The sequence below is a fragment of the Amycolatopsis sp. TNS106 genome (genome assembly GCF_019330265.1).
Taxonomy (GTDB): domain Bacteria; phylum Actinomycetota; class Actinomycetes; order Mycobacteriales; family Pseudonocardiaceae; genus Amycolatopsis; species Amycolatopsis lurida.
In genome coordinates this window covers 5959156-5983863 of the sequence record NZ_CP024972.1, presented here as the reverse complement: position 1 = coordinate 5983863, position 24708 = coordinate 5959156, and the positions used below count along the sequence as shown (strand labels likewise).

The 24708-nt window shown below is 69.4% G+C and carries 26 protein-coding genes; 16 read left to right on the top strand and 10 right to left on the bottom strand.

The genetic code is table 11. The features are described from left to right. The first annotated feature begins 110 nt into the window (after nt 1–110). Nucleotides 111–326, top strand: coding sequence for a DUF397 domain-containing protein (locus CVV72_RS27220; RefSeq protein ID WP_219146346.1), 216 nt, complete (start codon nt 111–113; stop codon nt 324–326). Between the two features lie 102 nt (nt 327–428). On the opposite strand, the gene CVV72_RS27215 is transcribed toward CVV72_RS27220, so the two are convergent. Further along, nucleotides 429–1310 (bottom strand): helix-turn-helix transcriptional regulator, encoded by an 882-nt coding sequence (locus CVV72_RS27215; RefSeq protein ID WP_219146345.1) that lies wholly within the window; start codon nt 1308–1310, stop codon nt 429–431. 452 nt (nt 1311–1762) lie between these two features. On the opposite strand from CVV72_RS27215, the gene CVV72_RS27210 reads away from it, so the two are divergent. Further along, nucleotides 1763–2407: a GNAT family N-acetyltransferase gene (locus tag CVV72_RS27210; protein WP_219146344.1), complete on the top strand. Its 645-nt coding sequence runs from the start codon at nt 1763–1765 to the stop codon at nt 2405–2407. Here the strand turns inward: CVV72_RS27210 and CVV72_RS27205 are convergent. Together CVV72_RS27205 and CVV72_RS27200 are read right to left on the bottom strand one after the other, a co-directional pair. After that, on the bottom strand, nt 2397–3044 hold the full coding sequence (locus CVV72_RS27205) for a response regulator transcription factor (RefSeq protein WP_219146343.1): 648 nt from the start codon (nt 3042–3044) through the stop codon (nt 2397–2399). The two genes, CVV72_RS27210 and CVV72_RS27205, sit on opposite strands and share 11 nt — an antisense overlap. Next, complete coding sequence (locus CVV72_RS27200) at nt 3041–4243, bottom strand: sensor histidine kinase (protein WP_219146342.1); 1203 nt, start codon at nt 4241–4243, stop codon at nt 3041–3043. The genes CVV72_RS27205 and CVV72_RS27200 overlap by 4 nt, the downstream gene beginning before the upstream one ends. A gap of 139 nt (nt 4244–4382) precedes the next feature. Between CVV72_RS27200 and CVV72_RS27195 the strand changes: the two genes are divergently transcribed. Next, nucleotides 4383–5471 carry an alpha/beta hydrolase gene (locus CVV72_RS27195; RefSeq protein WP_219146341.1) on the top strand — a complete coding sequence of 363 codons (1089 nt, stop codon included), beginning with the start codon at nt 4383–4385 and terminating at the stop codon, nt 5469–5471. Here CVV72_RS27195 and CVV72_RS27190 read toward each other — a convergent pair. After that, on the bottom strand, nt 5468–6424 hold the full coding sequence (locus CVV72_RS27190; protein WP_219146340.1) for an SDR family NAD(P)-dependent oxidoreductase: 957 nt from the start codon (nt 6422–6424) through the stop codon (nt 5468–5470). The two genes, CVV72_RS27195 and CVV72_RS27190, sit on opposite strands and share 4 nt — an antisense overlap. Before the next feature lie 55 nt (nt 6425–6479). Between CVV72_RS27190 and CVV72_RS27185 the strand changes: the two genes are divergently transcribed. The 3 genes from CVV72_RS27185 to CVV72_RS27175 all read left to right on the top strand — a co-directional run bounded on the left by CVV72_RS27185 (nt 6480) and on the right by CVV72_RS27175 (nt 8333). Beyond that, on the top strand, nt 6480–6872 hold the full coding sequence (locus CVV72_RS27185; protein ID WP_219146339.1) for a MerR family transcriptional regulator: 393 nt from the start codon (nt 6480–6482) through the stop codon (nt 6870–6872). Beyond that, the gene (locus tag CVV72_RS27180) at nt 6791–7240 is read left to right on the top strand and encodes a PPOX class F420-dependent oxidoreductase (protein ID WP_370641977.1); all 450 of its coding nucleotides are present in this window, start codon (nt 6791–6793) and stop codon (nt 7238–7240) included. Before CVV72_RS27185 ends, CVV72_RS27180 begins: the two co-directional genes overlap by 82 nt. Before the next feature lie 106 nt (nt 7241–7346). Then, complete coding sequence (locus CVV72_RS27175; RefSeq protein WP_219146338.1) at nt 7347–8333, top strand: MCE family protein; 987 nt, start codon at nt 7347–7349, stop codon at nt 8331–8333. A 113-nt stretch (nt 8334–8446) separates the two neighbouring features. On the opposite strand, the gene CVV72_RS27170 is transcribed toward CVV72_RS27175, so the two are convergent. Continuing rightward, nucleotides 8447–8857 (bottom strand): hypothetical protein, encoded by a 411-nt coding sequence (locus tag CVV72_RS27170; protein WP_219146337.1) that lies wholly within the window; start codon nt 8855–8857, stop codon nt 8447–8449. Further along, nucleotides 8850–9215, bottom strand: coding sequence for a hypothetical protein (locus CVV72_RS27165; protein ID WP_219146336.1), 366 nt, complete (start codon nt 9213–9215; stop codon nt 8850–8852). Before CVV72_RS27165 ends, CVV72_RS27170 begins: the two co-directional genes overlap by 8 nt. A 425-nt stretch (nt 9216–9640) precedes the next feature. On the opposite strand from CVV72_RS27165, the gene lanKC reads away from it, so the two are divergent. From lanKC to CVV72_RS27145, 4 genes are all read left to right on the top strand, one after another. Then, nucleotides 9641–12202 carry a class III lanthionine synthetase LanKC gene (lanKC, locus tag CVV72_RS27160; protein ID WP_219146335.1) on the top strand — a complete coding sequence of 854 codons (2562 nt, stop codon included), beginning with the start codon at nt 9641–9643 and terminating at the stop codon, nt 12200–12202. A gap of 39 nt (nt 12203–12241) precedes the next feature. Continuing rightward, nucleotides 12242–12385, top strand: coding sequence for a SapB/AmfS family lanthipeptide (locus CVV72_RS27155; RefSeq protein ID WP_091598068.1), 144 nt, complete (start codon nt 12242–12244; stop codon nt 12383–12385). Nucleotides 12386–12496: 111 nt separating this feature from the next. Continuing rightward, a complete protein-coding gene (locus CVV72_RS27150; protein WP_219146334.1) occupies nt 12497–14164 on the top strand; it encodes an ABC transporter ATP-binding protein in 1668 nt (555 codons plus the stop codon). Continuing rightward, nucleotides 14161–15897: an ABC transporter ATP-binding protein gene (locus CVV72_RS27145; RefSeq protein WP_219146333.1), complete on the top strand. Its 1737-nt coding sequence runs from the start codon at nt 14161–14163 to the stop codon at nt 15895–15897. Before CVV72_RS27150 ends, CVV72_RS27145 begins: the two co-directional genes overlap by 4 nt. Here the strand turns inward: CVV72_RS27145 and CVV72_RS27140 are convergent. Next, nucleotides 15853–16272 carry a thioesterase family protein gene (locus CVV72_RS27140; protein ID WP_219146332.1) on the bottom strand — a complete coding sequence of 140 codons (420 nt, stop codon included), beginning with the start codon at nt 16270–16272 and terminating at the stop codon, nt 15853–15855. The two genes, CVV72_RS27145 and CVV72_RS27140, sit on opposite strands and share 45 nt — an antisense overlap. Continuing rightward, entirely contained in the window at nt 16266–17498 is a 1233-nt protein-coding gene (locus CVV72_RS27135) for a hydroxyacid-oxoacid transhydrogenase (RefSeq protein ID WP_255632276.1), read from the bottom strand. The genes CVV72_RS27140 and CVV72_RS27135 overlap by 7 nt, the downstream gene beginning before the upstream one ends. A gap of 210 nt (nt 17499–17708) precedes the next feature. On the opposite strand from CVV72_RS27135, the gene CVV72_RS27130 reads away from it, so the two are divergent. From CVV72_RS27130 to CVV72_RS27115, 4 genes are all read left to right on the top strand, one after another. Next, the gene (locus CVV72_RS27130) at nt 17709–19331 is read left to right on the top strand and encodes a thiamine pyrophosphate-dependent enzyme (protein WP_219146330.1); all 1623 of its coding nucleotides are present in this window, start codon (nt 17709–17711) and stop codon (nt 19329–19331) included. A gap of 256 nt (nt 19332–19587) precedes the next feature. Next, on the top strand, nt 19588–19758 hold the full coding sequence (locus tag CVV72_RS27125; RefSeq protein WP_167373513.1) for a hypothetical protein: 171 nt from the start codon (nt 19588–19590) through the stop codon (nt 19756–19758). Nucleotides 19759–20006: 248 nt separating this feature from the next. Further along, nucleotides 20007–20210, top strand: coding sequence for a cold-shock protein (locus CVV72_RS27120; protein WP_005163378.1), 204 nt, complete (start codon nt 20007–20009; stop codon nt 20208–20210). A 201-nt stretch (nt 20211–20411) separates the two neighbouring features. Then, complete coding sequence (locus CVV72_RS27115; protein ID WP_219146329.1) at nt 20412–21122, top strand: hypothetical protein; 711 nt, start codon at nt 20412–20414, stop codon at nt 21120–21122. On the opposite strand, the gene CVV72_RS27110 is transcribed toward CVV72_RS27115, so the two are convergent. Then, a complete protein-coding gene (locus tag CVV72_RS27110) occupies nt 21092–21754 on the bottom strand; it encodes a response regulator transcription factor (protein WP_219146328.1) in 663 nt (220 codons plus the stop codon). The two genes, CVV72_RS27115 and CVV72_RS27110, sit on opposite strands and share 31 nt — an antisense overlap. Next, nucleotides 21751–23010, bottom strand: coding sequence for a sensor histidine kinase (locus CVV72_RS27105; RefSeq protein WP_219146327.1), 1260 nt, complete (start codon nt 23008–23010; stop codon nt 21751–21753). The genes CVV72_RS27110 and CVV72_RS27105 overlap by 4 nt, the downstream gene beginning before the upstream one ends. A gap of 132 nt (nt 23011–23142) precedes the next feature. Between CVV72_RS27105 and CVV72_RS27100 the strand changes: the two genes are divergently transcribed. Together CVV72_RS27100 and CVV72_RS27095 are read left to right on the top strand one after the other, a co-directional pair. Further along, complete coding sequence (locus tag CVV72_RS27100) at nt 23143–23826, top strand: DUF998 domain-containing protein (protein ID WP_219146326.1); 684 nt, start codon at nt 23143–23145, stop codon at nt 23824–23826. Next, nucleotides 23777–24649 carry an ATP-NAD kinase gene (locus CVV72_RS27095; RefSeq protein WP_219146325.1) on the top strand — a complete coding sequence of 291 codons (873 nt, stop codon included), beginning with the start codon at nt 23777–23779 and terminating at the stop codon, nt 24647–24649. The genes CVV72_RS27100 and CVV72_RS27095 overlap by 50 nt, the downstream gene beginning before the upstream one ends. Nucleotides 24650–24708 lie beyond the last annotated feature (59 nt).

The following is a 24708-nucleotide window of genomic DNA, read 5'->3' as shown; positions in this document are numbered from 1 at the left end:
CGTCAGTGCAGCTGGATGTGCAGTAGGTCGTGCGGCTGTTCGTACAGTTCCAGGGGCCAATCTGACTTCGTACGGCGACAACGGGTCGCCGGAGAAATCAGGAGGATGTCATGAACAGCCACATCGAGAATTGGATCCGCGCGAACGCCGCTTTCCGGAAGAGTAGCCAATCCAACGAAGGGAACTGCGTGGAGGTGGCGAAGACCGAGATCATCGGTGTCCGCAACTCCAACGATCCTGAAGGGCCGCTGGTGTTCTTCACCCGTGCCGAGTGGGCCGCCTTCGCCGACGGAATGCTCGCCGGCGACTTCGACCACATTCTCTAGCGCGGGAAGAGATGGCCGGGATGGCCGATCAGGCCATCCCGGCCACTTTCCCTCTCCCTCCCCGGTGAGGTCATCGTTTTTCGGAAATAACGGGCTTGAATTCTAGTGATTCGTCTCGGCTCGAAGGTTCGAGGCGACGGAATCCAGGAATTTCCGCGCCTCGTCGTCGAATATCGCCATCTGCTGGAGGAGGTTCCAGCGAGCGCGGTAGATCTGCACGTGTTTCGCCGCGCCGGTTCTCATCTCGCCGTGGATCATCTCGACCAGGACCGAGGTGTCCCGTTCACCGCCGTCGCCTTCATAGATGTCGAAGCCGTGGGTTGTGAGCGTGGTGGCCGTCGTGTCGAGGGGGATCAGTCCGACCCTCACATTGCCCAAGGTGCTCAGCGACGCGATGCGGTCGAGCTGGGCCAGCAGCAAGGTGGCCGAACCCGGCCGCCAGCGCAGAGCCGACTCGGTGATGAGGAATTCGAAGTGACGGCTCTCGTCGTAGAGGGCGAGCTGCCGGTGCACCCGCTTCGCGACCTCCGCGCGGAGGTCGTTGTCGGTGTATTGCCTGTGAAACAAGGTGATCACCCGGCGCGCGTACTCCGCGGTCTGCAGCAGCCCGGGGACGACCGAAGGCTGGAAGACCTGGAGCCGGGTCGCCACGGACTCGTGTTCTTCGGCTCCTTCCTGGAGGACGCCGGGTTGTTCGAGTGCTGAATGCCAAGGGTGCACCTCGTTGTAGGCCGCCTCGGTCAAGGCCGTCAACCGTTTCTGGGTCTCGACCGGCACGCCCAACTCCTTTCCCCACGCCGTGACCTCCGGAAGCGACGGAACGACGGCACCCGCCTCGATGCGTGACACCTTGGACTGGCTGATGCCGACCCGTTGTGCCAGATCCCGGCCGGAAACACCGGCGAGATCTCGCAGACGCCGCAGCTCGGCCGCCAATTGCTCTCGTCCTGTCGGCGCCGGGCCCAACTCGTCAGAGAAGTCCATGACGCTCTGAAATCTCCCGTCGGTAGGGCGACGGGACGACTCGGAATGATTCGGTACGAGTCATTCCAGCAGTCCCGTCGGGCGGTGTCAAGCTGCGATCCGACCCCAAGATCAACCACCTTTAGGCTACTCGCCGGTACATGTATGCCTCAGTTGGCGCAGTGATCGCGGTTCTCGTTGACACACTGTAGCACAAGTGATTCACTTTGATTCAATATGATTCAACTTGGTGACGGAGGAAGATGATGCGCGTTTGGTTCACGCTCTCGTATGTCGCCAAGCTGATGTTCGCGGGATTCATGGTGGGCCTCTTCCTCGGCCTCGCCCTCGCGGGATAGGCGGCCGCAAGGTGCCCGTGCGAGAGCGTTGCCTGGCCCGGTTCGGGCCAACGGCGACGCGCCCCGTCACACCCGATATCGTCGATGCATGCTTGTGATCGTTCGTGAGCACCCGTGCGGCCGGACGCGGTGAGCCGCTCCGCCCTGGAACCCGAGCAGGTCGGGCGGAAGGTGCGGTTGCGCGAGGTCGGGCTGGGGGATCGCCGGGTCCTGATGGGCTTCGATCGTGACATGGCCCGCGAGGCGACGCCGCTGATCGGCGGCGGGCACCGCCACTGGGCCTCGCACCGCTCGGGATCGTCGGGCGACGACATCCACTTCGGCATCGAGACGGTGCGCGGCCGGATGCTGGTCGGTTCGGTGTGCACCATCGGCGCCGACCCGGTGACCGGCCGGTTCGGTTACGGCATCGGGATCGCCCCGCGCCACCAGCGCTGCGGCTACGCCACGGACGCCATCACCGTCCTCCTGGCGCATATGTTCGGGCAGCGCGGCTTCCGCAAATGCGAGGTCACCGTGTACGGCGGCAACCTGGCGTCGCTTTCGCTGCACGGCGGTCTCGGCTTCCGCGAGGAAGGCAGGCTGCGTGACACCGAGGTGGTGCGCGGCGAGATCAAGTACCTCGTGCGGATGGGCATCACCGCCGAAGAGTTTGCCGCGCGCCCCCTGGAAAGCCTCGCCGACCTCGGCAGGCGTGGGCAGCACCGGCGGCCCCGGCGCGGCAAGCACTGGCGCACACCCGCCGCGATCAGCGGCTGATCATCCCGGATTCGTAGGCGAAGACGACGGCCTGGACGCGGTCGCGGAGGCCGAGTTTCGTGAGGATGCGGCCGACGTGGGTCTTCACCGTGCCCGGCGAGAGGAACAGCAGCTCGGCGATCTCGGCGTTGGACAGGCCGCGCGCCAGCTGCTGGAGCACCTCGTTCTCGCGCCCGGTGAGCAGCGCGAGCCGGTCGTCCGGCGGTGACGCGGGCAGGCCGGTGACGACCCGGTCGAGCAGCCGCCGGGTGACGGTGGGCGCGAGGGTCGCCTCGCCCGCGGCGACCACCCGGACCCCGGCGAGCAGATCCGGCGCCAGCGCGTCCTTGAGCAGGAAGCCGCTGGCCCCCGCCTGGAGCGCGGCGTAGACGTATTCGTCCAGGTCGAACGTGGTCAGCACCAGGACACGGGCGCGCTGTGCCGCGGCGATCGCGGCGGTGGCCTCGACGCCGTCCATCTCGGGCATCCGGATGTCCATGAGCACGACGTCGGGATCGAGCTCCGCCACCAGCGCGACGGCCTCCGCGCCGTCGCCCGCCTCGCCGACGACGTCGATGTCGTCGGCGTTGTCCAGGATCATCCGCAGGCCGGTGCGCACGAGCGCCTGGTCGTCGGCGATGACCACCCGGATCGTCATGACGGCAGGGTCGCGCGGACGGCGAAGCCGCGTTCCGGCCGTGGTCCCGCGTCGAAGGTGCCGCCCAGTATGTTCACTCGCTCCCGCATCCCTTCGAGGCCGTGCCCGGTGCCGGACGGCGCTTCCGCCGCGACGCCGTCGTCGGTGACCTCGACCTCCAGCGCCCCTGGCCTGTACCGCATCACGATAGTCACCGACGCGCCCGGACCGGCGTGTTTCAGCACGTTCGTCAGCGCCTCCTGCACGATCCGGTAGGCCGCTAGGTCCACTGTGGACGGAAGTGGCCGGGGTTCCCCTTCGACGCGGAACTCGACCGGCGTGCCCGCCGACCGGATGTCGGCGGCCAGCCGCGGCAGGCGCTCCGCACCGGGCTGGGGCTCCCAGTCCGGCTCGTCCTGGCCCAGCGCGCCGAGCAGCCGCCGGATCTCGCTCAACGCGGTCCGCCCGGTGTCGACGATGGCGTCCAGCGCCTCCCGCGATCGTTCCGGCCGCCGGTCCAGTTCCGCCTGCGCACCCTGTGCCTGCAAGACCACCACGGAAAGCGCGTGGGCGACGACGTCGTGCAGTTCGCGGCTGATCCGGCCGCGTTCGGCCGCCACGGCCAGCGCGGCCTGGGTGTCGCGCTCGCGTTCGAGATCGGCGGCCCGCTGTTCCAGCACCGACAGTCGGATCCGGCGCTGCCGCGTGTTCAGCCCGGCGAGCCACGCCACGCCGAGCGACAGGCCGATGGCCGGAAAACCGCCCCAGTCCTGCACTTGATGGTCGTCGGCGTCGGTGTCGGCCGGTGCCAGCCGATCGATGATGATGATCCGCGGTGGCGTCGGGCCCGGGGTCCGCGTGTTCGCTTCGGAGGCATAGAAAGCCCACGACCCGGCGACGAACAGACCCACCGCCAGCAAAGCGACGGAACGCCGTCGCGACCCCCAGGCCGCGACGGAGAAGAGACCGGCCAACGCGACGACGTCGACGGGTTTGAGGTCGTTGCCCATCGCCAGATGCAGGAGCGAGGCCGTGCCCCCGGCCGCGAAGGTGATCGTGGGGTTCCGGTGCCGGACGAGCAAAGAAGCCAAGGCCACCAAGGAGACCAGCCACCACTCGAAGCCTTCCGGATCGTCGGCTGTGACCACAGTGGACAGTCCGATGAGGATGGTCAGGCCGCGGTCGACGGCTCTTGGGTGAGTCTTGAGGAAGGCCGGCACCAGCCGAGCGTAACCCCGCATCGGGCGTCGCGGATCCCTCTCGCGGCAGACCTCCGGATACGACCTGCGGCAGACGCGCGAATACGGCGCCGGGCGCCAGCCTGGACGCAGGAAGATCCTCGACAGAAACGGAAACCTCATGAGAAGGCTTCTCGTCGCACTGGTCGCCCTCGCCGGCATGGTGTCCTTGGCGAGCCCGGCCGCGGCGGCCCCCCGTCTCACGCTGCCGCCGCCGACCGGCTCACATCCCGTCGGCTCCACCGACCTTCATCTCGTCGACCGCTCGCGCCAGGACCCCTGGGTGCCGTCCGGACCGCGCGAGCTGATGGTGTCGATGTTCTACCCCGCGCTGGTGCCGATCGGCCCGAAACGGCCCTACCTCACCTTGGCCGAAGCCAAGGCGTTACTGACCGAATCCGGCCTTCCCGACGTCGACCCCGCACTGGTCGCCGGGACCCGGACCAGTGCCAGGGTCGACGCGCTCCCGCTGCCGGGGAAGCACGCGCTCGTCGTCCTGTCGCCGGGCTTCGGCAAACCGCGCACGACGCTCACCGGGCTCGCGGAAGAGCTGGCGAGCAAGGGGTTCGTCGTCGCGCTGATCGGCCACAACTACGAGTCCCACGGCACCGCCTTCCCCGACGGGCGCGTCACCGAATGCGCCGCGTGCGGGTCCGAGTCGACACTGCTCCCGCCGATCCGTTCCGCGGACGCTTCGTTCGTCCTCGACACGCTGACCAGGCCTTCGTCGCGCTGGTCCCGGCTGATCGACCGGACGCGTATCGGGATGGCCGGGCATTCCATCGGCGGGTACAGCACGCCGGCCGCGATGATCGACGACCGGCGGATCCGCGCGGGCGCCGACCTGGACGGCAGGCTGTGGTCGCCGATCCCCTCGTCCGGGATCGACCGGCCGTTCCTGCTGCTCGGCCGCGAAAGCGAGTACACCCCGGCCGGCCCGGACACCACGTGGGCGGGCAGCTGGCCGAACCTCACCGGCTGGAAGCGCTGGATCAGCGTCGCGGCGGCCGGGCACGCGTCCTTCACCGACGTCGGCGTACTGGGTGAACAGCTAGGGCTCGGCAAGCCCGGCTTGCTTGACGGCGAGCGCGGAATGGCGCTGACCAGGACGTACGTGTCCGCGTTCTTCGACAAGAACCTGCGCGGCGGGCATCAGCCACTGCTGGACGGGCCGGTGCCGGGCAACCCCGAGATCAAGTTCTGGAACTAGCCCAGCGAGGTCCCGGTGAGGTTCTCGGAGAGCTCCCAGAGCCGCGCGGCCTCATCGGGATCGATCGCGTACGGGCGCACGCCGACCCACTCGCCCTCGTCGACGGCGACTTCGGCGAGGTCGCAATCCTCGCAGTAGAGCCCGCCCAGCCCGTCGAGCAGCGGTGACGTCGCCGCCCAGACCTGGGTGGCCGCGCCCTGTTCCGGCGTTTTGAAATCCGGGTCGGCCTGGTCGCCGTGTTCGTCGATCCAGCCCCGCTCGACCATTTCCTCCTGCCGCAGATGCCGTTGCAGGGGAGTGAGGATGGCGCCCGGATGCAGGCTGAACGCGCGGATCCCGTGTTCGGCGCCGAGCGTGTCCAGCCGCACCGCTAACAGCACGTTCGCCGTCTTGGCCTGGCCGTACGCGAGCCAGCGGTCGTAGCCGCGCTCGAACTGGACGTCGTCCCAGCGCATCGGCGAGGAATGGTGACCGGAGGAGGACACCGTGACGACGCGGGCGCCGCCTGCCGCCTTCAGCGCGGGCCAGAGACGGCTCACCAGGGCGTGGTGGCCGAGGTGACAGATCGCGAAATGGGACTCCCAGCCGGGGCCGACCCGACGTTCCGGCGCGGCCATGATCCCGGCATTCGCGATCAGCAGGTCGACCGGGCGCCCGGTGCCGAGGAACCGCCGGGCGAAGGCCTCGACGCTCGCCAGGTCGGCGAGGTCGAGCTGGTCGACCTCGGCGCCGGAGATCCCGGCGAGCGCGGCCTCGGCGTCGGCCGGACGACGTGCGGGGACGACCACCCGCGCGCCCGCGTTCGCCAGCGCGCGCGTGGTTTCCAGGCCCAGCCCCGAATAACCGCCGGTGACGACGGCGAGCTTGCCCGAAAGGTCGATCCCGTCCAGTACGTCTCCGGCGGTGCTGCGCGCGTCGAAGCCGGAGCCGATCTTGTGCTGTGAAGTGGTCATGCGGCGGACGCTAGGAGCTAGAGGGCTCTCTAGGTCAAACGCTATCGTCGCCCGAGTGACGGAACTCGCGATCGGCCAGGTCACCGCCCGGACGGGCCTCAGCGTGCACGCGCTTCGCTTCTACGAAAAGGAAGGACTGCTCGCGGCGCCGGTGAAACGGGACTCGAACGGCCGCCGCGTGTACACCGGACAGGACGTCGACTGGCTGGTGAACTGCACGAAGTTCCGGGCGTCCGGGATGCCACTCGCCACCATCCGCGCATTCGCCGGACTCGTCCGGCAAGGGCCGGGAAACGAGGAAAAGCGGCTGGAGCTGCTGCGGGAACACCAGAACACCGTCCGGGACCGGATCGCCGAGCTGGCCGACTGCCTGGAGCTGATCAGCCGGAAGGTCGAGATCTACGAGGAGCACGTCGCGCGGGGGACTGCGGACGGGCTCTGGCGCTAGCCGTCACGTTCCGCGCGGCGCCTTCGTCGATCCTGCTGAAGACCTTCAAACGGGACGGGACGCCCGTCGGGACGCCGGTCAACATCGCCGTCGAAGGGGATCACGGGTACAGCCGTACGTATGACGCCGCGTGGAAGGCCAAGCGCTTGCGGAACGATCCGCGCATCGAGATCGCCCGGTCGACGTTCCGCGGCACTCCGACCGGGGAGCCGGTGCGCGGGCGGGCCCGTCTGCTCGACGGTGAAGAAGCACGGCACGCGGCCGGCCTCCTGGCCCGGAAGCATCGGCTCCTGCACGGGTTCCTCGTCCCGCTCGTGCACCGCCTGAAGAAGTACAAGACGCTCCACTACGAAGTCCGGCTCGATTAGCGTCTACAATGGACAGACGTTGCCACCCGATCGGTGCAACGTTTCGCCTGGCGATGGGCACGAGCGGCCCTTAAGCTTTGCCGCTTGTGACCTGCGAGGTGAGACGATGAGGTCCTTCGGCGCGGTGGATCCGGTCAAGCTGGCGCTCGCCGGGCTCACCACGATGGCCCTCGGGATGGCGGCGGCGCTCAACGCGGACGCGCTTCCCGTGATCGGCGGCGGCACGACCTATTCCGCCGAATTCTCCGACGCGGGCGGACTGCGCGCCGACAACGACGTCCGGATCGCCGGGGTCAAGGTCGGCAAGGTGTCCGAGATCGACCTCGAAGGCGATCGCGTGCTCGTCTCCTTCCGGGTGAAGGACGCCTGGGTCGGCGACGCCACGAGCGCGTCCATACAGATCAAGAACGTCCTCGGGCAGAAGTACTTGGCGCTCGACCCACGCGGCGAAGCGATCCTCGATCCCGGCGACCCCATTCCGCTGCGGCGGACCACCGCGCCGTACGACGTCCTCGAGGCATTTCGGGATTTGTCGAAAACCGTCGACGCCATCGATGTCGGCCAGCTCGCGAAAAGCTTCGACACGATCTCGGCGACCTTCGCCGACACGCCTGCCGACGTCCGCTCCGCGCTGGACGGGATCTCGAAGCTCTCCGGCACCATCGCCTCCCGCGACCGGCAACTCCGGGCGCTGCTCGCGAACACGCGGCAGGTGTCGCAGACGCTCGTCGACCGCGACACCGAGGTCCAGCGGCTGATCCAGGACGGCGACGCGCTGCTGCGCGCGATCTCCGCCCGGCAGCAGGCGATCAAGAATCTGCTCGACGGCTCGAAACGGCTCGCGACCGCGCTCGACGGCATCATCGCCGACAACGACGGGCAGCTCGGGCCGGTGCTCGAACAACTCGACCGGCTGACGTCGATGCTCCAGCGCAACCAGGATTCGCTGGCCAAGGGGATCGCCGCGTTCGCGCCGGCGATCCGGGTGCTCACCAACGTCGCGGGCAACGGGCGCTGGATCGACGGTTACCTGTGCGGGCTGGTGCTGCCCACCTTCGGGCCGCTCAACGAAAAGGGCTGCTTCGACTCGTGAGTGGTAAGGCGTATCTCGCGTGATTGGAGCCGTAACTCGCGTGATCAGAGGCGGAACACACGAGTTACGCCTTCAATCACGCGAGATACGCCTCTGATCACGCGAGTTCCGTGTCAGGGCTTCGTCCGCCGCAACCAGTACAGCCCGATCACGGGCAGGATCAGCGGGATGAAGAGGTAACCCTGGCCGTAGACCGACCACACGGTGGCGTGCGGGAAGGCCTCGCGGTCGAAGAGGCTGAACGTGCCGACGGTGAGGACGCCGAGCAGTTCGACGGCGCAGGCGACGAGCGCGACCCGCCACCAGCCCGCGCCGCGGCGGGCCAGCGCGACGGTGGCCAGGAGGTACACGACGGCCGCGAACGCGGAGAGGGCGTAGGCCAGCGGGGCCTCGTGGAACTTGGTGCTGATCTGCACGGCCGCGCGTGAGGTCGCCGCCAGCGCGAAGATCGCGTACACGGCGACCAGGATCCGCCCCGGGCCGGAGGCCTTGTCCACCGTCTTCTCCTCGGTTTCTTCACGCACTGGCGCCCGCCCACACCTCGTGCAGCCGGAGCACCATCACCGGGATCGCGAGGCAGGCGATGCCGAGGATGACGGTGCTCGACCGGGTGCGCTCGGCCAGCGCCCAGAACGTGCCGAGCGGGAGCACGACCAGGCAGCCGATCAGGTAGGCGAGATACGTGGCCATGCTGCCGGGGGTGCCGCCGCCGATCAGCAGCACGACACCGATCACGAGCTGGGCCACCAGCAGGGCTTCGACCACGGCGAGGCCGGCGAGCAGGGCGTTGTCGGGCAGTTTCTTGCGCGCGGCCTGGACGAAACTCCACGCCGCGACCAGCATCGCGCAGATCGCGACGGTCACCGCGAAGCCTGTGATCACGTCGGCCTCCTTACCTGCTTCACCGGCGACAACGTACCTCCGGACGGATCACCGCCGACGGGCGACCGGTGGGCCGCGTGGCGGGCGCCACGGCCGGCGTAGTGGTCCAGACCTCGGGTGAATAGATCACGAAGCGCCTCCGGTCGGCGCCCGGTCGATTCGGGCGCGCGTTATTGTGTCCGCCACCTGGACCAGGGATTACTTCGCCGGTTCGCTCCTGTTACACACCGACCGGGTGGTTGAAATAAGAGTTGATCTCACGCTGGGTACCCCTACCATTCGGTAGATTTCGAATTCACGTCCCTGAACAGCCCATCCGAACCCCCGGTATGGCGGATTGGCCGTTCGGTGTCCGGCGGGTGGAATATTCTCCATCGCGATGGTGCACATGGCCCATCCGATTGGTGCCAAGGAGGGGGCGCTCGATGGACGTCCGGTACGAAGCGTATTGCTTCGCCGATCCACTGTTCTTCGATGAGCAGCGGGAAAACGGGGACGTCGCCGACGATTTCGCCGCCCTGCTGCCCGCTCCCGAGGCCGGCTGGCGCACCGGAGTGCGTGGAGTGTGGCGGCTGCTGCACCCTGTTGCTCGAAACCTTCCCTTGCAGGGCTGGAAAATCCACGTTTCGGCAGGTTTGGGCAACGCCGAGCGGGTGCTCGTGAAGGTGCACGAGCATTGTGTCGAGCACGAAGTGTCCTACAAGCATCTGCGCTCGCGGAGCACCCTGCTCGCGAGGAATTCGAAATACGCTCCGCGTGACGGAAGCGGTAAGTTACTGACTCTTTATCCGGCTGACAACAACGAGCTCGAGCGGGTTCTCGCCGAGTTGTCGGCGAAACTCGACGGCGAACCGGGGGCATACATTCTCAGTGATCTCCGGTACGGTGCCGGGCCGCTCTACGTCCGCTACGGCGGATTCGCCGAGCAATGGGTCGAACTCGACGGCAAGCGGGTCCTCGCGGTGCGCAAGCCGGACGGGACGCTGGTCCCGGACAAACGCGAGCCGACCTTCTCCGTACCCGATTGGGTGACGATTCCGGAGTTCCTCGCGCCTCATCTCGCCGCTCGCAAGAGCGGGGGCGCGGATCAGTTTCCCTATCAGGTGAAGAGCTCGCTGCACTTCTCCAACGGCGGCGGCGTGTACCTCGCCGACCGGAAGACCGACGGGGAACAGGTGGTCCTCAAGGAGGCCAGGCCGTTCGCGGGCCTGGACCGCGACGAGGTCGACGCCGTCGAACGCCTCCGCCGCGAGCACGAGGTGCTGGAGCGGTTGAAGGGAATCGTCGGGATCCCCGCCACCTACGATCGCTTCACCGTCTGGGAGCACCACTTCCTGGCGATGGAGTACATGCCCGGCGTCTCGCTGGGCAACTGGCTCGCCCGCAACTACCCGCTGACCAGGCGCGACACCACCGAGGCCGACATCGCCGCGTACACCGAACGCGCGCTGGCGCTGGTCCGCCGGGTGGAGGCGATGGTCGGTGAGGTGCACGGCCGCGGGATCGTCTTCGGCGACCTGCACTCCCTGAACATCCTGGTCGACGAAGGCACCGAAGACACCGAAGACACCGACACGGTGTCGCTGATCGACTTCGAGATGGCGTCCGACATCGAGAGCGGCAAGCGGCCCGCGCTCGGCGCGCCCGGCTTCCGCGCCCCGCGGGACCGGAACGGGTTCGAGGTCGACGAGTACGCGCTCGCCGTCCTGAAGCTGTGGATCTTCCTGCCGCTCACCACGCTCCTCGAGCTTGCCCCGGCGAAACTGCGCGGGCTCGCGGACTTCGTCCAGCAGCGCTTCGACGTCCCGGAGGGCTACGCCGACTCGATCGTCGCCGAGCTCGCGCCCCGGAACACCCCGCCGCTGACGAGCGTGACCGAACTCGACCAGGACAAACCGGACTGGGCGCTGGTGCGCAAGCAGATCACCGAGGCGATCCTCGCCAGCGCGACCCCCGAGCGCGCCGACCGGCTCTTCCCCGGCGACATCGAACAGTTCCGCGTCGGCGGAGCGTGCTTCGGCTACGGCGCGGCCGGCGTCCTCTACGCGCTGAAAACGGTCTGCGGTGAGCGCCACCGGGAGCACGAGCGCTGGCTGCTGGACTCGATCCGCCGCGAACCGCCGGGACGTCCGGGGTTCTACGACGGCTCGTACGGGATCGCGTACGTCCTCGAAGAACTCGGATACCGCGACGAGGCCACCAAACTGCTGACGGCGTCGGCGACGCTGGTCGAGCAGACCACCGACCACGGTCTCGAAGGCGGCCTGTCCGGTATCGGGCTCACCCAGCTGCACTTCGCGGTGTCCCGCAAGGACAACGAGTTCGGCAGGCAGGCGCTCGCCACCGCCGTCCGGCTCGCCGAAGCGCTCGAAACCGCCGCCCCGCCCGGAGACTTCGGCAGGGCCGGGCTGCTCAACGGCTGGTCCGGTCCGGCGCTGCTGTTCGTGCGGCTGTTCGAGCGCACCCGCGAAGAGGGCTGGCTGTCCTTCGCGGACCAGGCGCTGGAGCGGGACATCGAGGAGTGTGTCGAGAGCGACGACGGCTCACTGCAGGTCCGCGACGGCGAGACCCGGACATTGCCCTACGCGGGTGTCGGCAGCGCCGGGATCCTCATGGTCGCCGAAGAGCTGGCGAAACACCGTCCCGGCGCGAAGGCGTTGAAGAGCCTTCCCGGCCTGCGTGAAGCGTGCCGCGGCGAGTTCGTCATCCACCCCGGGCTGCTGTTCGGCCGGGGCGGGCTGATGACCGCGCTGGCCATGGGCGCCGAACCGGACCAACGCGTCCGCGACGCCATCGACCTGCATCTTTCCCGGCTGGCCTGGTACGCGGTGCCGTACAAGGGCGGCCTGGCGTTCCCCGGCAACCAGCTGCTGCGGCTGTCGATGGACGTCGTCACCGGCGGCGCGGGCGTCCTGCTCGCACTGGCCGCCACCCTGGACGGAAAGGCCGCACTGCCTTTCCTGTCCTCCCGAACTGCCGTCCAGTGAGGACGGCGGACCAAGAGATAACTAGTGAAAGGGAACACCATGGAACTGGTTCTCGACCTGCAGGCTCTGGAAACCCCCGAGGTCCTCGAAGGCGGCGGCGGTGGCAGCCACGGCGGCGCGAGCAACCTCAGCCTGCTGGCCTCCTGCGCCAACAGCACCGTCAGCCTGCTGACCTGCCACTGAGTCACGGCTGATCACTGAGGGCGCGGGAGCGGCACAGGCCAAGTGCGCCGCTCCCGCGCCTTCATTTTGCCGTCTGGTTCGTCTCGTTGGGATCACGTTGTAAGGAGTGGGATGGCGGGTTCAGCCGATCGCCTGCTGGTCACCGTGACCCTGCTCGATCGCCCCCGCCTGATCGCGCTGATCCTCAGCGCGCTCGCCGGGACGGCGTCGGGACTGCTGCTGCCCGGCGCGCTCGCCGCCGCGGTGGACGCCGTGGTGGCCGGGCGGCCCAGCCTTCCCGAGGTCTCCTGGCTGATCGTCCTCGGTGTCACCGAGATCGCCGTCGGCCTGATCGGCGGCATCCTCACCGCGCGGATGACCGCGGCCGCGACCGCTTGGCTGCGCCGGAAACTCGCCGACCGTCATCTCGCCCTCGGCACCCGATCGACCTTCGCCGACGGCGACGCGATCAGCAGGCTCACCGGTGACTGCACCGGAGCGGGAATGGTCGCCTCGGTCGTCGTCCAGCTCGGATCGACCACCTTGATCTCCGGCGGGGCCGTCGTCCTGCTCGCGCTGATGGACTGGCGGCTCGCGCTCGTCTTCCTCGGCAGCATCCCGTTCGGCCTGATGCTCGCGCGCACCCATCTGAAGCACACCGCGGACGACGTCCTGACCTATCAGGAGGTGTCCGGCGAACTCGCGGCGAGGATGGTCGACGCGGTCGCCGGGCTCCGCACGATCGCCGCGTCGGGTACCGCCGACCGCGAGGCCGAACGGGTCCTGCGGCCGCTGCCGAAGCTGAGCCTCGCCGGCCGCGGGATGTGGCGGACGCAGGCCAGGATGGTGTGGCGCTCCGGTCTGCTGCTGCCCGCGGTGGAACTCGCGGTGCTCGCCGCCGCCGGTTTCGGCGTGCTGGAAGGCAGGCTGACCGTCGGCCAGGTCCTCGCGGCGCTCGGCTACGTCGCGCTCGGCATGGGCCTGATCACCCAGATTCCCTTGCTCACCACACTTTCCCGCGCGCGGTCGTGCGCGCGGCGGATCAACGAGGTGCTGGACTCGCCGGTCCCCGAGCCGGGCGACCTCGGTGTCGTCCCCGGCCGGGGCGCGCTCGAACTGCGCGGTGTCACGGTCGAAGGCGCGTTGCGGGACGTCGACCTGCTCGTTCCGGGCGGCCGGTTCACCGCGATCGTCGGGCGATCCGGTTCGGGGAAGTCCGCGCTGGTCAACGTCCTCGGCGGGCTGCTGACCCCGGACCGGGGGACGGCGCTGCTCGACGGCCGTCCGCTGGACCGGCTGCGGCCGAACGAACTCCGCGCGGTCGTGGGGTTCGCCTTCGAGCGGCCCGCGCTGCTCGGGGCGACCATCGGTGACGCCGTCGGCTACGGCTCGTGGGCGGGCGACGCCGCCGTACGCGCCGCGTGCCGGTCCGCGCAGGTCGACGACCTGATCGTCCGGCTGCCGGACGGCTATCGGACGCCGCTTTCGGAGACACCGCTTTCCGGCGGCGAGGCGCAGCGGATCGGGCTGGCGCGCGCGATCGCGCACGCGCCGCGGGTGCTCATCCTCGACGACGCCACCGCCAGCCTCGACACGGTCACCGAAGCCGCGGTCGAAGAGGCGATCGAACGCACGCTTCCCGGCCGGACCAGGGTGGTGGTGACCCATCGCGCGGCCACCGCGTCGCGGGCGGACACGGTGGTGTGGCTGGAAGACGGCCGCGTCCGCGCGGTCGGCACCCACGATGGGCTGTGGCGGGATCCCGCCTATCAGGCGGTTTTCACCGAGGGCGCGCAATGAGCGTCTGGGGGCTCTACCGCTCGGCGCTGGCCGGGCAGTGGCGCGGCGGGCTGGTCCTGCTTGCCTGCTCCGTACTGGAAAGCGCGCCCGCGTTCTTGTCCGGTCGCCTGGTCGAACTCGCGGTTGACGAGGGGTTTGCCGCGGATCGGCCAGGCACCGGACTGCGTTGGCTCGCGGTCTTCGGGCTGGTCGCCGTCATCGGCGCGCTGGGCTCACGGCTGGTGTGGCATCAGCTCGGCAAGGTCGTCGAGCCGTTGCGCGACGCGCTGGTGACGGCCGTCGTGCGCGGGGTCCTGCACGATCCGGCGCCACCGCGCAACCAGCCGGACGCCAGCGGCGTCGCCCGGATCACCCAGCACGTCGAAGTGGTCCGCGACGCCACGGCCGGGCTTCTGGTGCAGGCGCGCGGGATGATCGTGACGACGGTGGCGGCGCTGGCCGGGCTGTTCACCGTCGCCGGTTCGCTCGCGCTGATCGTCGCGATCCCGGTGGTGGTCGCGGTCGCGGTGTTCGCCTGTCTGCTCCCGTCGCTGGCCCGTCGTCAGCGTGCGCTGGCACTGGCCGACGAGCGGACCGCCGAGGTCGCGGGCGCGTCGCTGTCCGGGATGCGCGACGTCGTCGCCTGCGGCGCGGAACCGCTGGCCGCGCTGGAGCTCTACGACGCCATCGACACGCAGGCCGCGGCGGCCGTGCGGGTGGCGCGGTCCGGGGCGGCCAGGACGGTGGTGATCGCGACCGGCGGGTTCGTGCCGCTGCTCCTGGCGTTGCTGGTGGCGCCGGGCATGGTCAGGGACGGGGTGCTCACGGCCGGGGCCGCGCTCGGCGCGCTCGTCTACCTCGCGACGACGATGCAACCGGCGTTGCGCGGGCTGGCCGCGACCGCGAGCACCGTGGTGCTGCGGCTGATCGTCGCGCTGCGGCGGCTGGCGGAGACCGCGCAGGCCGAACCGGAACCCGACGGCACGGCCGAACCCGACGGGACCGCGATCTATGTGCGCGACCTGACCTTCAGCTGGGGCGCGGCCGCGCAGCCGGTGGTGCGAGGACTCGACCTGCACCTGCGGCCCGGCGAGCGGCTCGCGGTCGTGGGGCCGAGTGGGATCGGCAAGTCGACTTTGGCCGGGCTCCTGACCGGAATGCTCGAACCGCAAGGCGGCCGGGTGCTGCTCGGCGGGGTACCGGTCCGGGAGGTCCCGGCGGCGCTGCGGCACCGGATGATCGCGCTGATCCCGCAGGAGGCCTACGTCTTCGCGGGGTCCGTGCGGGACAACGTCGGCCTGTTCGCGCAGACCGCGATGGACGGCGAACTCCTGGCCGCGGTGGCCGCCGTCGGCGCGGAACCGCTGGTCACGCGGCTGGGCGGACTCGACGGCGAGATCGGGCACGGCGCGTTGTCCGCCGGTGAGGCGCAGCTGATCGCGCTCGCCCGCGTCTACGCGAGCGAAGCGGGCGTCGTCATCCTCGACGAGGCGACGTCGCACCTCGACCCACCCGCCGAAGCCCGCGCGGAACGGGCGTTCGCCGAGCGGGGCGGGGTGCTGGTGGTGATCGCGCACCGGCTGACGTCGGCGTTGCGCGCGGACCGGGTCCTGGTGATGGACGGCAAGGAGACCGCGTTGGGTACCCACCTCGAACTCATGGACCGGTCCACGCGCTACGCCCAGCTCATGCACGCGTGGTCGCCGCGGCTACCCCAGCCCAGTGCGCAGTTCTTCGAGCGCACTCCTGAGTAGACCCTCGACGGGGACCGGCCGCCGGGATTCGCGATCCACGAAGACGTGCACGAAGTGACCTTCGGCGATCACCGTCTCCTTCGAGTACATCCCGACCTCGTAGCGGACGCTGGACCGGCCGAGATGGCCCATGCGCAGGCCGACTTCGAGGTCACCCGGGAACGACACCGAAGCGTGGTACTTGCACTGCGATTCCACGCACAGCCCGATGACCTCACCGGTTTCGATGTCGAGACCGCCGCGTTCGATCAGCCACGTGTTGATCACGGTGTCCATCACCGAGTAGTGGACGACGTTGTTGACGTGCCCGTAGACGTCGTTGTCCTTCCACCGCAACGGAACCGTCTGCCAGTGCGGGTACTCGGCGTTCACCACAGCGTCACCGACTCGCGCAGGATGACGGCGAGGTCCGCTTCGGACGCCTCGCGGGGCGCCGTCGCCAGCAGCCGTTGTTGTTTCACCGTGCCGGAAACGAGTGAGTCCACATCGGACTCCGCGTAGCCGACGGCGCCGATCCCGTTGGGGATCCCGATCTCCCGCATGATCCGCCCCAGCACCGCGGGCAGGTGTTCCCGCAGATCGCCCGGCCATTCGTAGTCCGGCGCGAGCAGCCTGGCCACCCGGATGTGCCGGTCCGGCGCGGCGTCGAAGGTGAACCGGAACGCCGCGGGCGCGGTCAGCGAGACCGCCATCCCGTGCGGCACCATCGCTTCGTCTCCCGGATAGCCGGACGGATGGAAGTCCCGGACCTGCCCGGCGATCGGATACGCGTTGGCGTGCGGGATGTGCACGCCGGCGTTGCCGAACCCCAGCCCGGCGAACGTCGCCGCGAGCGCCATCGCCTCGCGCGCCTTCAGGTCGGAGCCGTCCCGCACGGCCGCGGGCAGCGCCCACGACAGCAGCCGCAGCGACTGCTCGGCGAACATGTCGGCCAGCGGATTCGAGCCACAGTAAGGGACCCTGTCCTCCGGCCGCTTCCGGTCGAATTCGGTGTACGGCTTGGCCGTGTAGCTCTCCGCGGCGTGGCAGAGGATGTCCATCCCGCTCGCGGCGGTGACCTCCGGCGGCTGCGAGACCGTCAGCCGCGGGTCGACCACGGCGAGGCTCGGCCGCATCCGGAGATGGCTGATGCCGCTCTTCACCCGCAGTGACAACACGTCCAGCACGCAGACCGTGGTGCTCTCCGAACCCGTCCCGGTGGTGGTCGGCACCGCGACCAGCGGTTTCAGCGGCGCACTCGGCGCGCGGCCGCCGCCGACCGGGGCGTTGACGTAGTCCATCAGGTCACCGTCGTTGCTGGTCAACAGATTCACCGCCTTGGCGGTGTCGATGGCCGACCCGCCGCCCACGGCGACGAAGGCGTCCCACTCGCCCTGCCCGCGGGCGAAGTCGACGGCCTTCCGCATGCTGACGTCGGTCGGCTCGACGTGCACGCCGTCGAAGACGACGGCTTCGATGCCATAGGTCTCGATACCTTCGGCGATCCGTTGTGGCCAGCCCGTCGCGGCGACACCCGCGTCGGTCAGGACGAGCACGCGGCGCGCGCCGTACTGAGTGAGGTCGTAGCCGATCTCGTCGCTCGACCCGGTGCCGTACTTCAAGGCCGGCGCCCCGTAAGTGAAAACAGTTTCACGTCCGGCGGTGGCTGAGGTCACGTTTTCGTGCTCCCTTGCTCGAACACGTTCCGAATATCGGACATTCCGCCGCTCCGGGGTTGCCGGAATCGGAAGATCGCTTGACGGCACCGATCACCGCCCGCCTAAGCTCTTCTCATTAGATACCAACCGGGAGCGTCCGTCGCCCAGACGGCCGTGAGGATCCTGACCGAGGCGCAGATCCACCGTGTGTACGCGGTGGTGGGTGAGTCCTTCCTGGATCTGCTCGACGCGCTGCAACGGGAGCGCTCGATCACCTTCGTCTCGGCGAGGCACGATTCCGGCGCGGCCTTCATGGCCGAGGCCGAAGGCAAGCTGACCGAGCACCCCGCGGTGCTGCTGGCGGGCCGCGGCCCGAGCGCGGCGAACCTCGCGATCGGCGTCTCGACGGCGTACCAGGACGAGAGCCCGATGGTCGTCCTCCTGGAGAACCCGCCGCAGGATCCCGGCCCGACGAGCGAACTGCCGACCGCCGATCTGACCGCGATGTTCGAGCCGATCGCCAAGTGGACCGGCCGCGCGGAATCGCCCGACGAGGTCCCCGGCCTGCTGGTCGAGGCGCTGACCCGCTGCCGGGAAGGACGGCCGGGGCCCACCGTCGTCGCCGTCCCCGCCGACTTCTGGGGGGTCCCGTTCGATTCGGCCAAACCCGTCGCCGCCGTGCGCCCGCCCGCCACCGGCGCTCTCGGCAGGACCGCCGAGGCCGTCGCGCAACTGGTCGACGAGGCCCGCTACCCGGTGGTGATCGTCGGTGGCCGGGCCCGCGCCGCGCGCGACGAGCTGATCGCCGTCGCCGACGAGCTCGCTCTGCCGGTGTACAACGCGTTCCGCCGTCAGGACGCCTTCCCCGAGAACCACGCGCGCTACGCCGGCCACCTCGGCATCGGCATCCCCGCGCGGCAGCTCGACGCGCTGGAGCGCGCGGACCTCGTGCTCGCGCTGGGCACACAGCTCGACGAGGTCACCACCCAGTCCTTCCGCTATCCGACGCCGTCGCAGACCCTGGTGCTGGTCGGCACGGGGATCGAGCCCGCCCGCCGCGGCGGGCTGACCTTCCGGGTCGACTCCGAGGTCGAGCCCTTCCTGCGCGAACTGCGCACTGTCGCCTCGCCGCGGCAGCGGCGCGCGTCGGCCGCGAACGCCGCCGTGCACACCTTCATGACACCGCCCGACACCAGCGGCGCGACCCGCGTCCACCCCGCCGACGTCATCCGGGCGGTGCGCAAACTCGCGCCCGAGGACGCGATCGTGACCAGCGACGCGGGCAACTTCGCCCAGTTCATGCACCGGTACTGGTGTTTCACCGCGCCGCGCAGCCAGCTCGGGCCGAGCAACGCGGCCATGGGCTACGCGGTCCCCGCGGCGGTCGCGGCCAAACTCGCCGAACCACGCCGGACGGTGATCGCGATGGCCGGCGACGGCGGCGCGCTCATGACCGGGCAGGAGATCGAGACCGCCGTCCGCTACCGCGTTCCGGTGACCGTCCTGGTGTTCCAGAACGGAGTGCACGGCCCGCTCGCCGTGCATCAGGCGCGCAAACACGGCCGGCTTTCGGGCGTCACCGTCCCCGTCACCGACTTCGCGTCGTGGGCACGCGGGCTCGGCGCCGCCGGGTACACCGTGGACGACCGTGAAGAGCTGGAGCCGATCATCGCGAGCGCGCTGGTGCGGCAACGGCCCTGCGTGATCGACATCAGGACGGATCCGGACGTGGTGACCCCGGACATCCGGCTGACGAGCCTGCTGGGCGCCGCGAGGTCACAGCAAGGAGGCCAGTAGGGCCGCCGTGCCGGACTACCGGGCGGTACTTTTTCTCAGGGGATACACAGAAACCCTTGTGGTGCCGCCTTCACCTGCTCCAAAGGGTGGGAAACCGGTGACGACTCGGCCGACTTTCGGTCGCGGAGACCGGATTTTGTCGGTCGGCCGTGGCACAATCGCCGCAACACCGAGGGTCCGATATGGACCGGGACGATCACCGGTGAAGTTGTTGGCACGCAGTACTTAGAGCCTTGTGTTGACACTGGGAGAAAACATGGCTGACGAAACGAAGCCACAGGACAAGTCCGTTTCCGGCGTGGTGCCGGTGCAGTTCAGCGCGGACGCCGAGACCCACGACATCGCCGTCGTGGCCACGAACCGGGAGGCGTTGCGCCGTTCGCCGTTCGGCGCCGAGGTACCCCTGCGCGCCGCCAGCGGCGAATAACCCGGGCGGCGGAGCCTCCGGCGGGAGAGGTACAGTGCGGCTGCGCACACCAGGGTGAAGACGCTTGTCGGCCTGCGTGAGGTGTGCTTTACTGATTCAGGTCTCGTTTTTTGTGTTCGTGTTGGTTCACGCTCGCAGAACTCAGCGGGCGTAGTGTCTCCTCGTGTTTCCGGGGAAGCAAACCGTCTGGTCATGACCCGGGCTGCCGACGTGGCTTCCTGTTTGTTTGTGTTGCATATGGAGATTTTATGACTCAGGGCACTGTGAAGTGGTTCAACTCCGAGAAGGGGTTCGGCTTCATCACTCCCGACAACGGCGGCGGCGACGTCTTCGTGCACTACAGCGAGATCAAGGGCAACGGCTTCCGTACCCTCGAGGAGAACGCCCGCGTGGAGTTCGAGATCGGGCAGGGCGCGAAGGGTCCGCAGGCCACCTCGGTCACCGTGATCTGACCCAAGCTTTCCAAGCAGGGCCGTCATCCCTTCGGGGAGGCGGCCCTGCTGCTTTTCCGGGGTGTCGTCCACCCATCACGCGTGTCGTCCGTCCGCGCACCGGCAGGACCGCCACGCTGTCCTCGAACCTGACGAAAGTCGAGGCTCCCGCCTGACCTTCGCCCGCTGCCCCGTGCCGTCCCCATCGGCGACGCTTCCGCCATGAACGGGAAAACCGGCCGATGGATCGGCGGAGTGGCACTGATTCTCGCCCCGCTCGTGTGGTGCGCGGGCCTGCTGCTGCGGCATCTGGTGCTCAAGGACTTCACGCCGGAGCAAGTCGCGTGGTTCGACCAGCAGCCCTTCGCCGCGCCTGGACAGCTGGCCGCGTACGCCGCGAACCCGGGCTTCGTGACGGCCGCGTACTCGCTCTTCCTGCTGGGAGCGGTCCTCCTGCTGCCGGCTTTCCTGATGCTGGCGAAAATCGTCGCGGCGAAGGCGCCGGCGCTGGCCGCGTGGGGATTCCTGCTGCTCGCGTTCGGCTTGTTCGCACGGGTCTACTTCGCCGGTGTCGAGCTGACGGCTTTCGAGCTCGTCGACAAACTCGGTCTGGACCACGCGACGAAGCTGGTGATGGACGACTATGTCGACCTGTCCTACGGGCTGTGGCGGGTCCCGGTCACCGCGTCGGTCGGCCAATACGCCGGCGGGCTGCTGCTGGCCATCGGCGCGTTCCGGGCGGGCACCTTCGGCATCGTGCGGGCACTGCTGTTCCTCTGGCCGTGCACGCTCTGGATGGGAGTGCTCAAGGAAAGCGAGCTCCTGAGCGTCTTCACCGCGGTGGCCCTCGGCCTGGCGCTCGTCCCGCTCGGTGTCCGCGTCCTGACGAGGCCCGCCGACCGTCAGGTGGGGGAGACGAGTCCCGCCTCGTAGGCGAGCACGATCGCCTGTGCCCGGTCCCGTAACCCGAGTTTCGCCAGTATCCGGCCCACATACGTCTTGATGGTCTGTGCCGAGAGCACCAGATCCGCGGCGATCTCCGGATTGGACCGTCCTTTCGCGATCAACCGCAGCACTTCCCGCTCGCGTTCGGTGAGCACGTCGAACGTCGCCGGGGACGGCCGCGGAACCGGTGCGCTCGCCACGAAGTTCGCGATGAGCCGCTTCGTGACCGCGGGGGAGAGCAGCGCGTCACCGGCGGCGACCACTTCGATGGCGTTGATCAGTTCGGCCGACGGCGCGTCCTTCAACAGGAACCCGCTCGCGCCCGCCCGCAGCGCCTCGTAGACGTAGTCGTCCAGATGGAACGTCGTCAGGACGAGCACTTTCGGCTTCTCGCCGTCGCCTTCGAGCAGCCGCCTGGTCGCTTCGAGACCGTCCATCACCGGCATCCGGATGTCCATCAGGACGACGTCCGGTGGCGTGGCCAGCGCGGAAATACCCGCGAGCGCGGCGATCCCGTCACCTGCTTGGCCCACCACGTCCAGACCCGGTCGCGCGTTCAGCAGGCCGGCGAAGCTTTCCCGCACCAAGGCCTGGTCGTCGACGATGAAAACGGTCGTCACGCGTCGTCCACCCCCGGGAGGTCCAGCTTGACGGCCACGCGGAAACCGCCGTCGGCCCGCGGTCCTGCCTCGTAGGAACCGCCGATCATGCTAACGCGTTCGGCGATCCCGGCGAGACCGGTGCCGTCGCCTGCCGAAGGGGAGGCAGGGCGCGTGGGCGGCCCGTTCTCCACGAGGATTTCGAGCCCGTCGGGTCCTCGCCGCACCTGGACGTCCACTTCCGCCCCTGGGCTGTGCCGTGCCGCGTTGCTCAGCGCCTCCTGGAGGATCCGGTACGCGGCCAGTTCGATCAGGGCGGGAACGCCTTCCCCTCCGGAGATCTCGGCGCGGATCCCGATCCCGGAGGCCCGGCAGCCGTCGATCAGCGTCGGCACCTCCGCGAGCCCCGGCTGCGGTTCATGCTCCGGCTCGGCCTCGGTGTCCCGCAGCACGCCGACCAGACGTCGGGCCTCGTCGAGCGCTTCCCGCGCCGCGACCCCGATGGCGCGGAATTCCTCCTCCGCGGCCTCGGACACGTCCGGGACTCGGTAGCGCGCGCTGTCGGTCCGCAACGCGATCAGGGAAAGGTGATGGCCGATGATGTCGTGCAGTTCTCTGGCGATCAACGCGCGTTCCTGCAACGAAGCCCGCTTCGCCCGCTCCTCGACCGTCGTGCGCTCGGCCGCGTCGGCCTGCTCCAGCGCCCGGCGGCGTTGCTGCATCCCGTAGCCCGCCACGATGGTCGCGGCCACCACGATCAACGACCACACCAGGGTCTTCGAGCCCGTGCGCGGCAGCTGCGCGATGCCGACCCCGACGGCCAGCGTCACGGCGATGATCGAGATCCCCCTGCCCTGCCCGGGTTTCGTGCGGGCGAGCGTCATCGCGAGCACCGGGAGATACGGCAGGACGTGGACCTGCAACGGCCAGTCCGAAACCGTCCGGCCGAACAGCGTGTGGCCGGCGGGGACGAGGACCGCGATGATCGCGCCGACCATCCCCGCCGCCGCCACCCGGACGGCGGTCAGCGGGCGCTTGACGACCAGCAACGGCGGCACGATCTGCAGGAGCAGCAGGAAGAAGACCAGCGGCGCGTTGCTACCGCCGAGGTACCGCGCCCACGTGCCGTAGGTCAGGCCCGCCAGCACCGCGAGCGTGGACGCGGTGAGGACGGCCTTGATCCAGGCAGGGACTTGCCACCAGGCCGAAGGCGGTTCCAGATCGGCGTCGCGTCCGGTGAGGAGCGCCCACCCCAGTGAACCGCCGTACGAGTCCATGGCTCGACGCTAACGACGCCGCGGACCGGGCACATCCCCTCGTGGGGGACACCGGGAGTCCCCCACGAGGGGACGCGGACTGCTCGCCCGGGCGGGATGTGCCGGACGGTGTCGCGCGGTCAGGCTCGGTTCATGAACGACATCAGAGGGCTGATCCGGCTGTCCGCGTTCGCGTGGCTGGCCGTGGGCCTGGTCATCGCGGTCTACGTCGAGATCGTCAACGCCGGCGCGGTCGATCCGCTCGCCACCACCTTCAGCGAGTACGTCCACGTCGGCCAGGGCGCGCGGCTCGTCGGGGTCGCCATGCTGGCCGTCGGCTTCGGCGCGCTGACCGTCGCGGGCGGCGTCCGCCTGTCCGGGGCGGTGTGGGCGGCCAGGCTGGTCACCTTGTTCGGCGTTGGGCTGTGTCTGCTCGCCGTGTTTCCGCAGGAGCCGATGGACCAGCCGCTGACCTGGCACGGCGCGATCCACCGGTACGTCGCGCTCGCTGCGTTCACCGCGTTGCCGCTGGCAGGGCTGCTCCTCGGCGGGACCCGGCGGCTGTCCTACGCCACGTTGGCCGCGCTGGGGGTCTTCGTCGCGACGTTCCTGGTCAACGCCCGTGGCGTGAGCGGAGTGGCCGAACGGATCCTGCTGATCCTCGAACTCGCGCTGCTGGTCGCCTTCGTCCGCCGAGGTGGCTTTGTGATGCAACCTCGTGCAACTCTTTCTTTCGTGGCCCGGACGTCGTTTCCTTGTAGGGACTTGGCGCGGCAGCGGAGGACATGTGAGCGAAGCGGTTGCGGGGATCGTGGCGAACCCTGCTTCGGAGCGTGACATCCAGGGGCTGCGTTCGGCACTGAGAGTGGCCGGCGTCGGCCGCGTGATGGTGTGGACCGACGCGGGGAAGATCATCGGCACCGTCCGCCGGATGGTGGACGCGGGTGCCAGCGTGCTCATCTGCCTCGGCAACGAGACCATGATGCGGGCGGCGGCGGCCGCCTGCGGCGACGTGCCGTTGCTGATGTTGCCGTCCGGAGGCGCCGACGAGTCCACTGTCGCCGGGCTCGCCGCCGGGCTGGTGGCCACCCACCAGGTGGACACGGACCTGGTCACGAACCGCGCGACCGTGCTCGAGGTCGTCACGAAGGCCCGCCGCGAGATCGCCTTGACCGACGTCAGCGTGTGTTCGGAGAGCCGGTGGGACCCCGCGTCGCTGACCGAGCTGTACTGCACGTTCGCCGTCCCGGACGGGGTCGGGCTGTCGAGCATCCCCGGGCGGCTGTGTCCCAGTCCGAAGTCCACTGTGGACGGCGTCGCGGTCTCCCTCGGGCCGGTCGACGAGACGCCGTACGTCGTGCAGGCGCCGATCGCGCCCGGCGACGTCCGGGCGGTGGGTGTCCGCGGCTGGAGCGTGCTGCACGCGGGGGTCCGCGTCGACCTCGCCGCGGCCGGCGGTTCCATCGCGCTCGACGGCCAGCCGCATTTCGTGCTCAAGCGGGGAGAGAGCGCTTTCGTGGAGCTGAAGCCCGACGGCCCGTGGTGCGTCGACGTCCGCGCCGTGATGGCCGAGGCCACCAGGACCGGTCTGCTGCTGGGCCGGAAGCCGGCGGAGGTCGTGCCCATGCCCCACCTCGTGGACGCGCCCTTCCCCGGGTAGACCGCGCCCAGGTCACAGAGACCTTCCGCTCCCCGGGAGACCCGGGCACACTGCCCTGA

Excerpts from the sequence above, each read along its gene's own strand:
- CVV72_RS27220 (WP_219146346.1), top strand. The coding sequence starts at position 111 with ATGAACAGCCACATCGAGAATTGGATCCGCGCGAACGCCGCTTTCCGG.
- CVV72_RS27215 (WP_219146345.1), bottom strand. The coding sequence starts at position 1,310 with ATGGACTTCTCTGACGAGTTGGGCCCGGCGCCGACAGGACGAGAGCAA.
- CVV72_RS27205 (WP_219146343.1), bottom strand. The coding sequence starts at position 3,044 with ATGACGATCCGGGTGGTCATCGCCGACGACCAGGCGCTCGTGCGCACC.
- CVV72_RS27195 (WP_219146341.1), top strand. The coding sequence starts at position 4,383 with ATGAGAAGGCTTCTCGTCGCACTGGTCGCCCTCGCCGGCATGGTGTCC.
- CVV72_RS27190 (WP_219146340.1), bottom strand. The coding sequence starts at position 6,424 with ATGACCACTTCACAGCACAAGATCGGCTCCGGCTTCGACGCGCGCAGC.
- CVV72_RS27175 (WP_219146338.1), top strand. The coding sequence starts at position 7,347 with ATGAGGTCCTTCGGCGCGGTGGATCCGGTCAAGCTGGCGCTCGCCGGG.
- lanKC (WP_219146335.1), top strand. The coding sequence starts at position 9,641 with ATGGACGTCCGGTACGAAGCGTATTGCTTCGCCGATCCACTGTTCTTC.
- CVV72_RS27155 (WP_091598068.1), top strand. The coding sequence starts at position 12,242 with ATGGAACTGGTTCTCGACCTGCAGGCTCTGGAAACCCCCGAGGTCCTC.
- CVV72_RS27150 (WP_219146334.1), top strand. The coding sequence starts at position 12,497 with ATGGCGGGTTCAGCCGATCGCCTGCTGGTCACCGTGACCCTGCTCGAT.
- CVV72_RS27145 (WP_219146333.1), top strand. The coding sequence starts at position 14,161 with ATGAGCGTCTGGGGGCTCTACCGCTCGGCGCTGGCCGGGCAGTGGCGC.
- CVV72_RS27125 (WP_167373513.1), top strand. The coding sequence starts at position 19,588 with ATGGCTGACGAAACGAAGCCACAGGACAAGTCCGTTTCCGGCGTGGTG.
- CVV72_RS27120 (WP_005163378.1), top strand. The coding sequence starts at position 20,007 with ATGACTCAGGGCACTGTGAAGTGGTTCAACTCCGAGAAGGGGTTCGGC.
- CVV72_RS27115 (WP_219146329.1), top strand. The coding sequence starts at position 20,412 with ATGAACGGGAAAACCGGCCGATGGATCGGCGGAGTGGCACTGATTCTC.
- CVV72_RS27105 (WP_219146327.1), bottom strand. The coding sequence starts at position 23,010 with ATGGACTCGTACGGCGGTTCACTGGGGTGGGCGCTCCTCACCGGACGC.
- CVV72_RS27100 (WP_219146326.1), top strand. The coding sequence starts at position 23,143 with ATGAACGACATCAGAGGGCTGATCCGGCTGTCCGCGTTCGCGTGGCTG.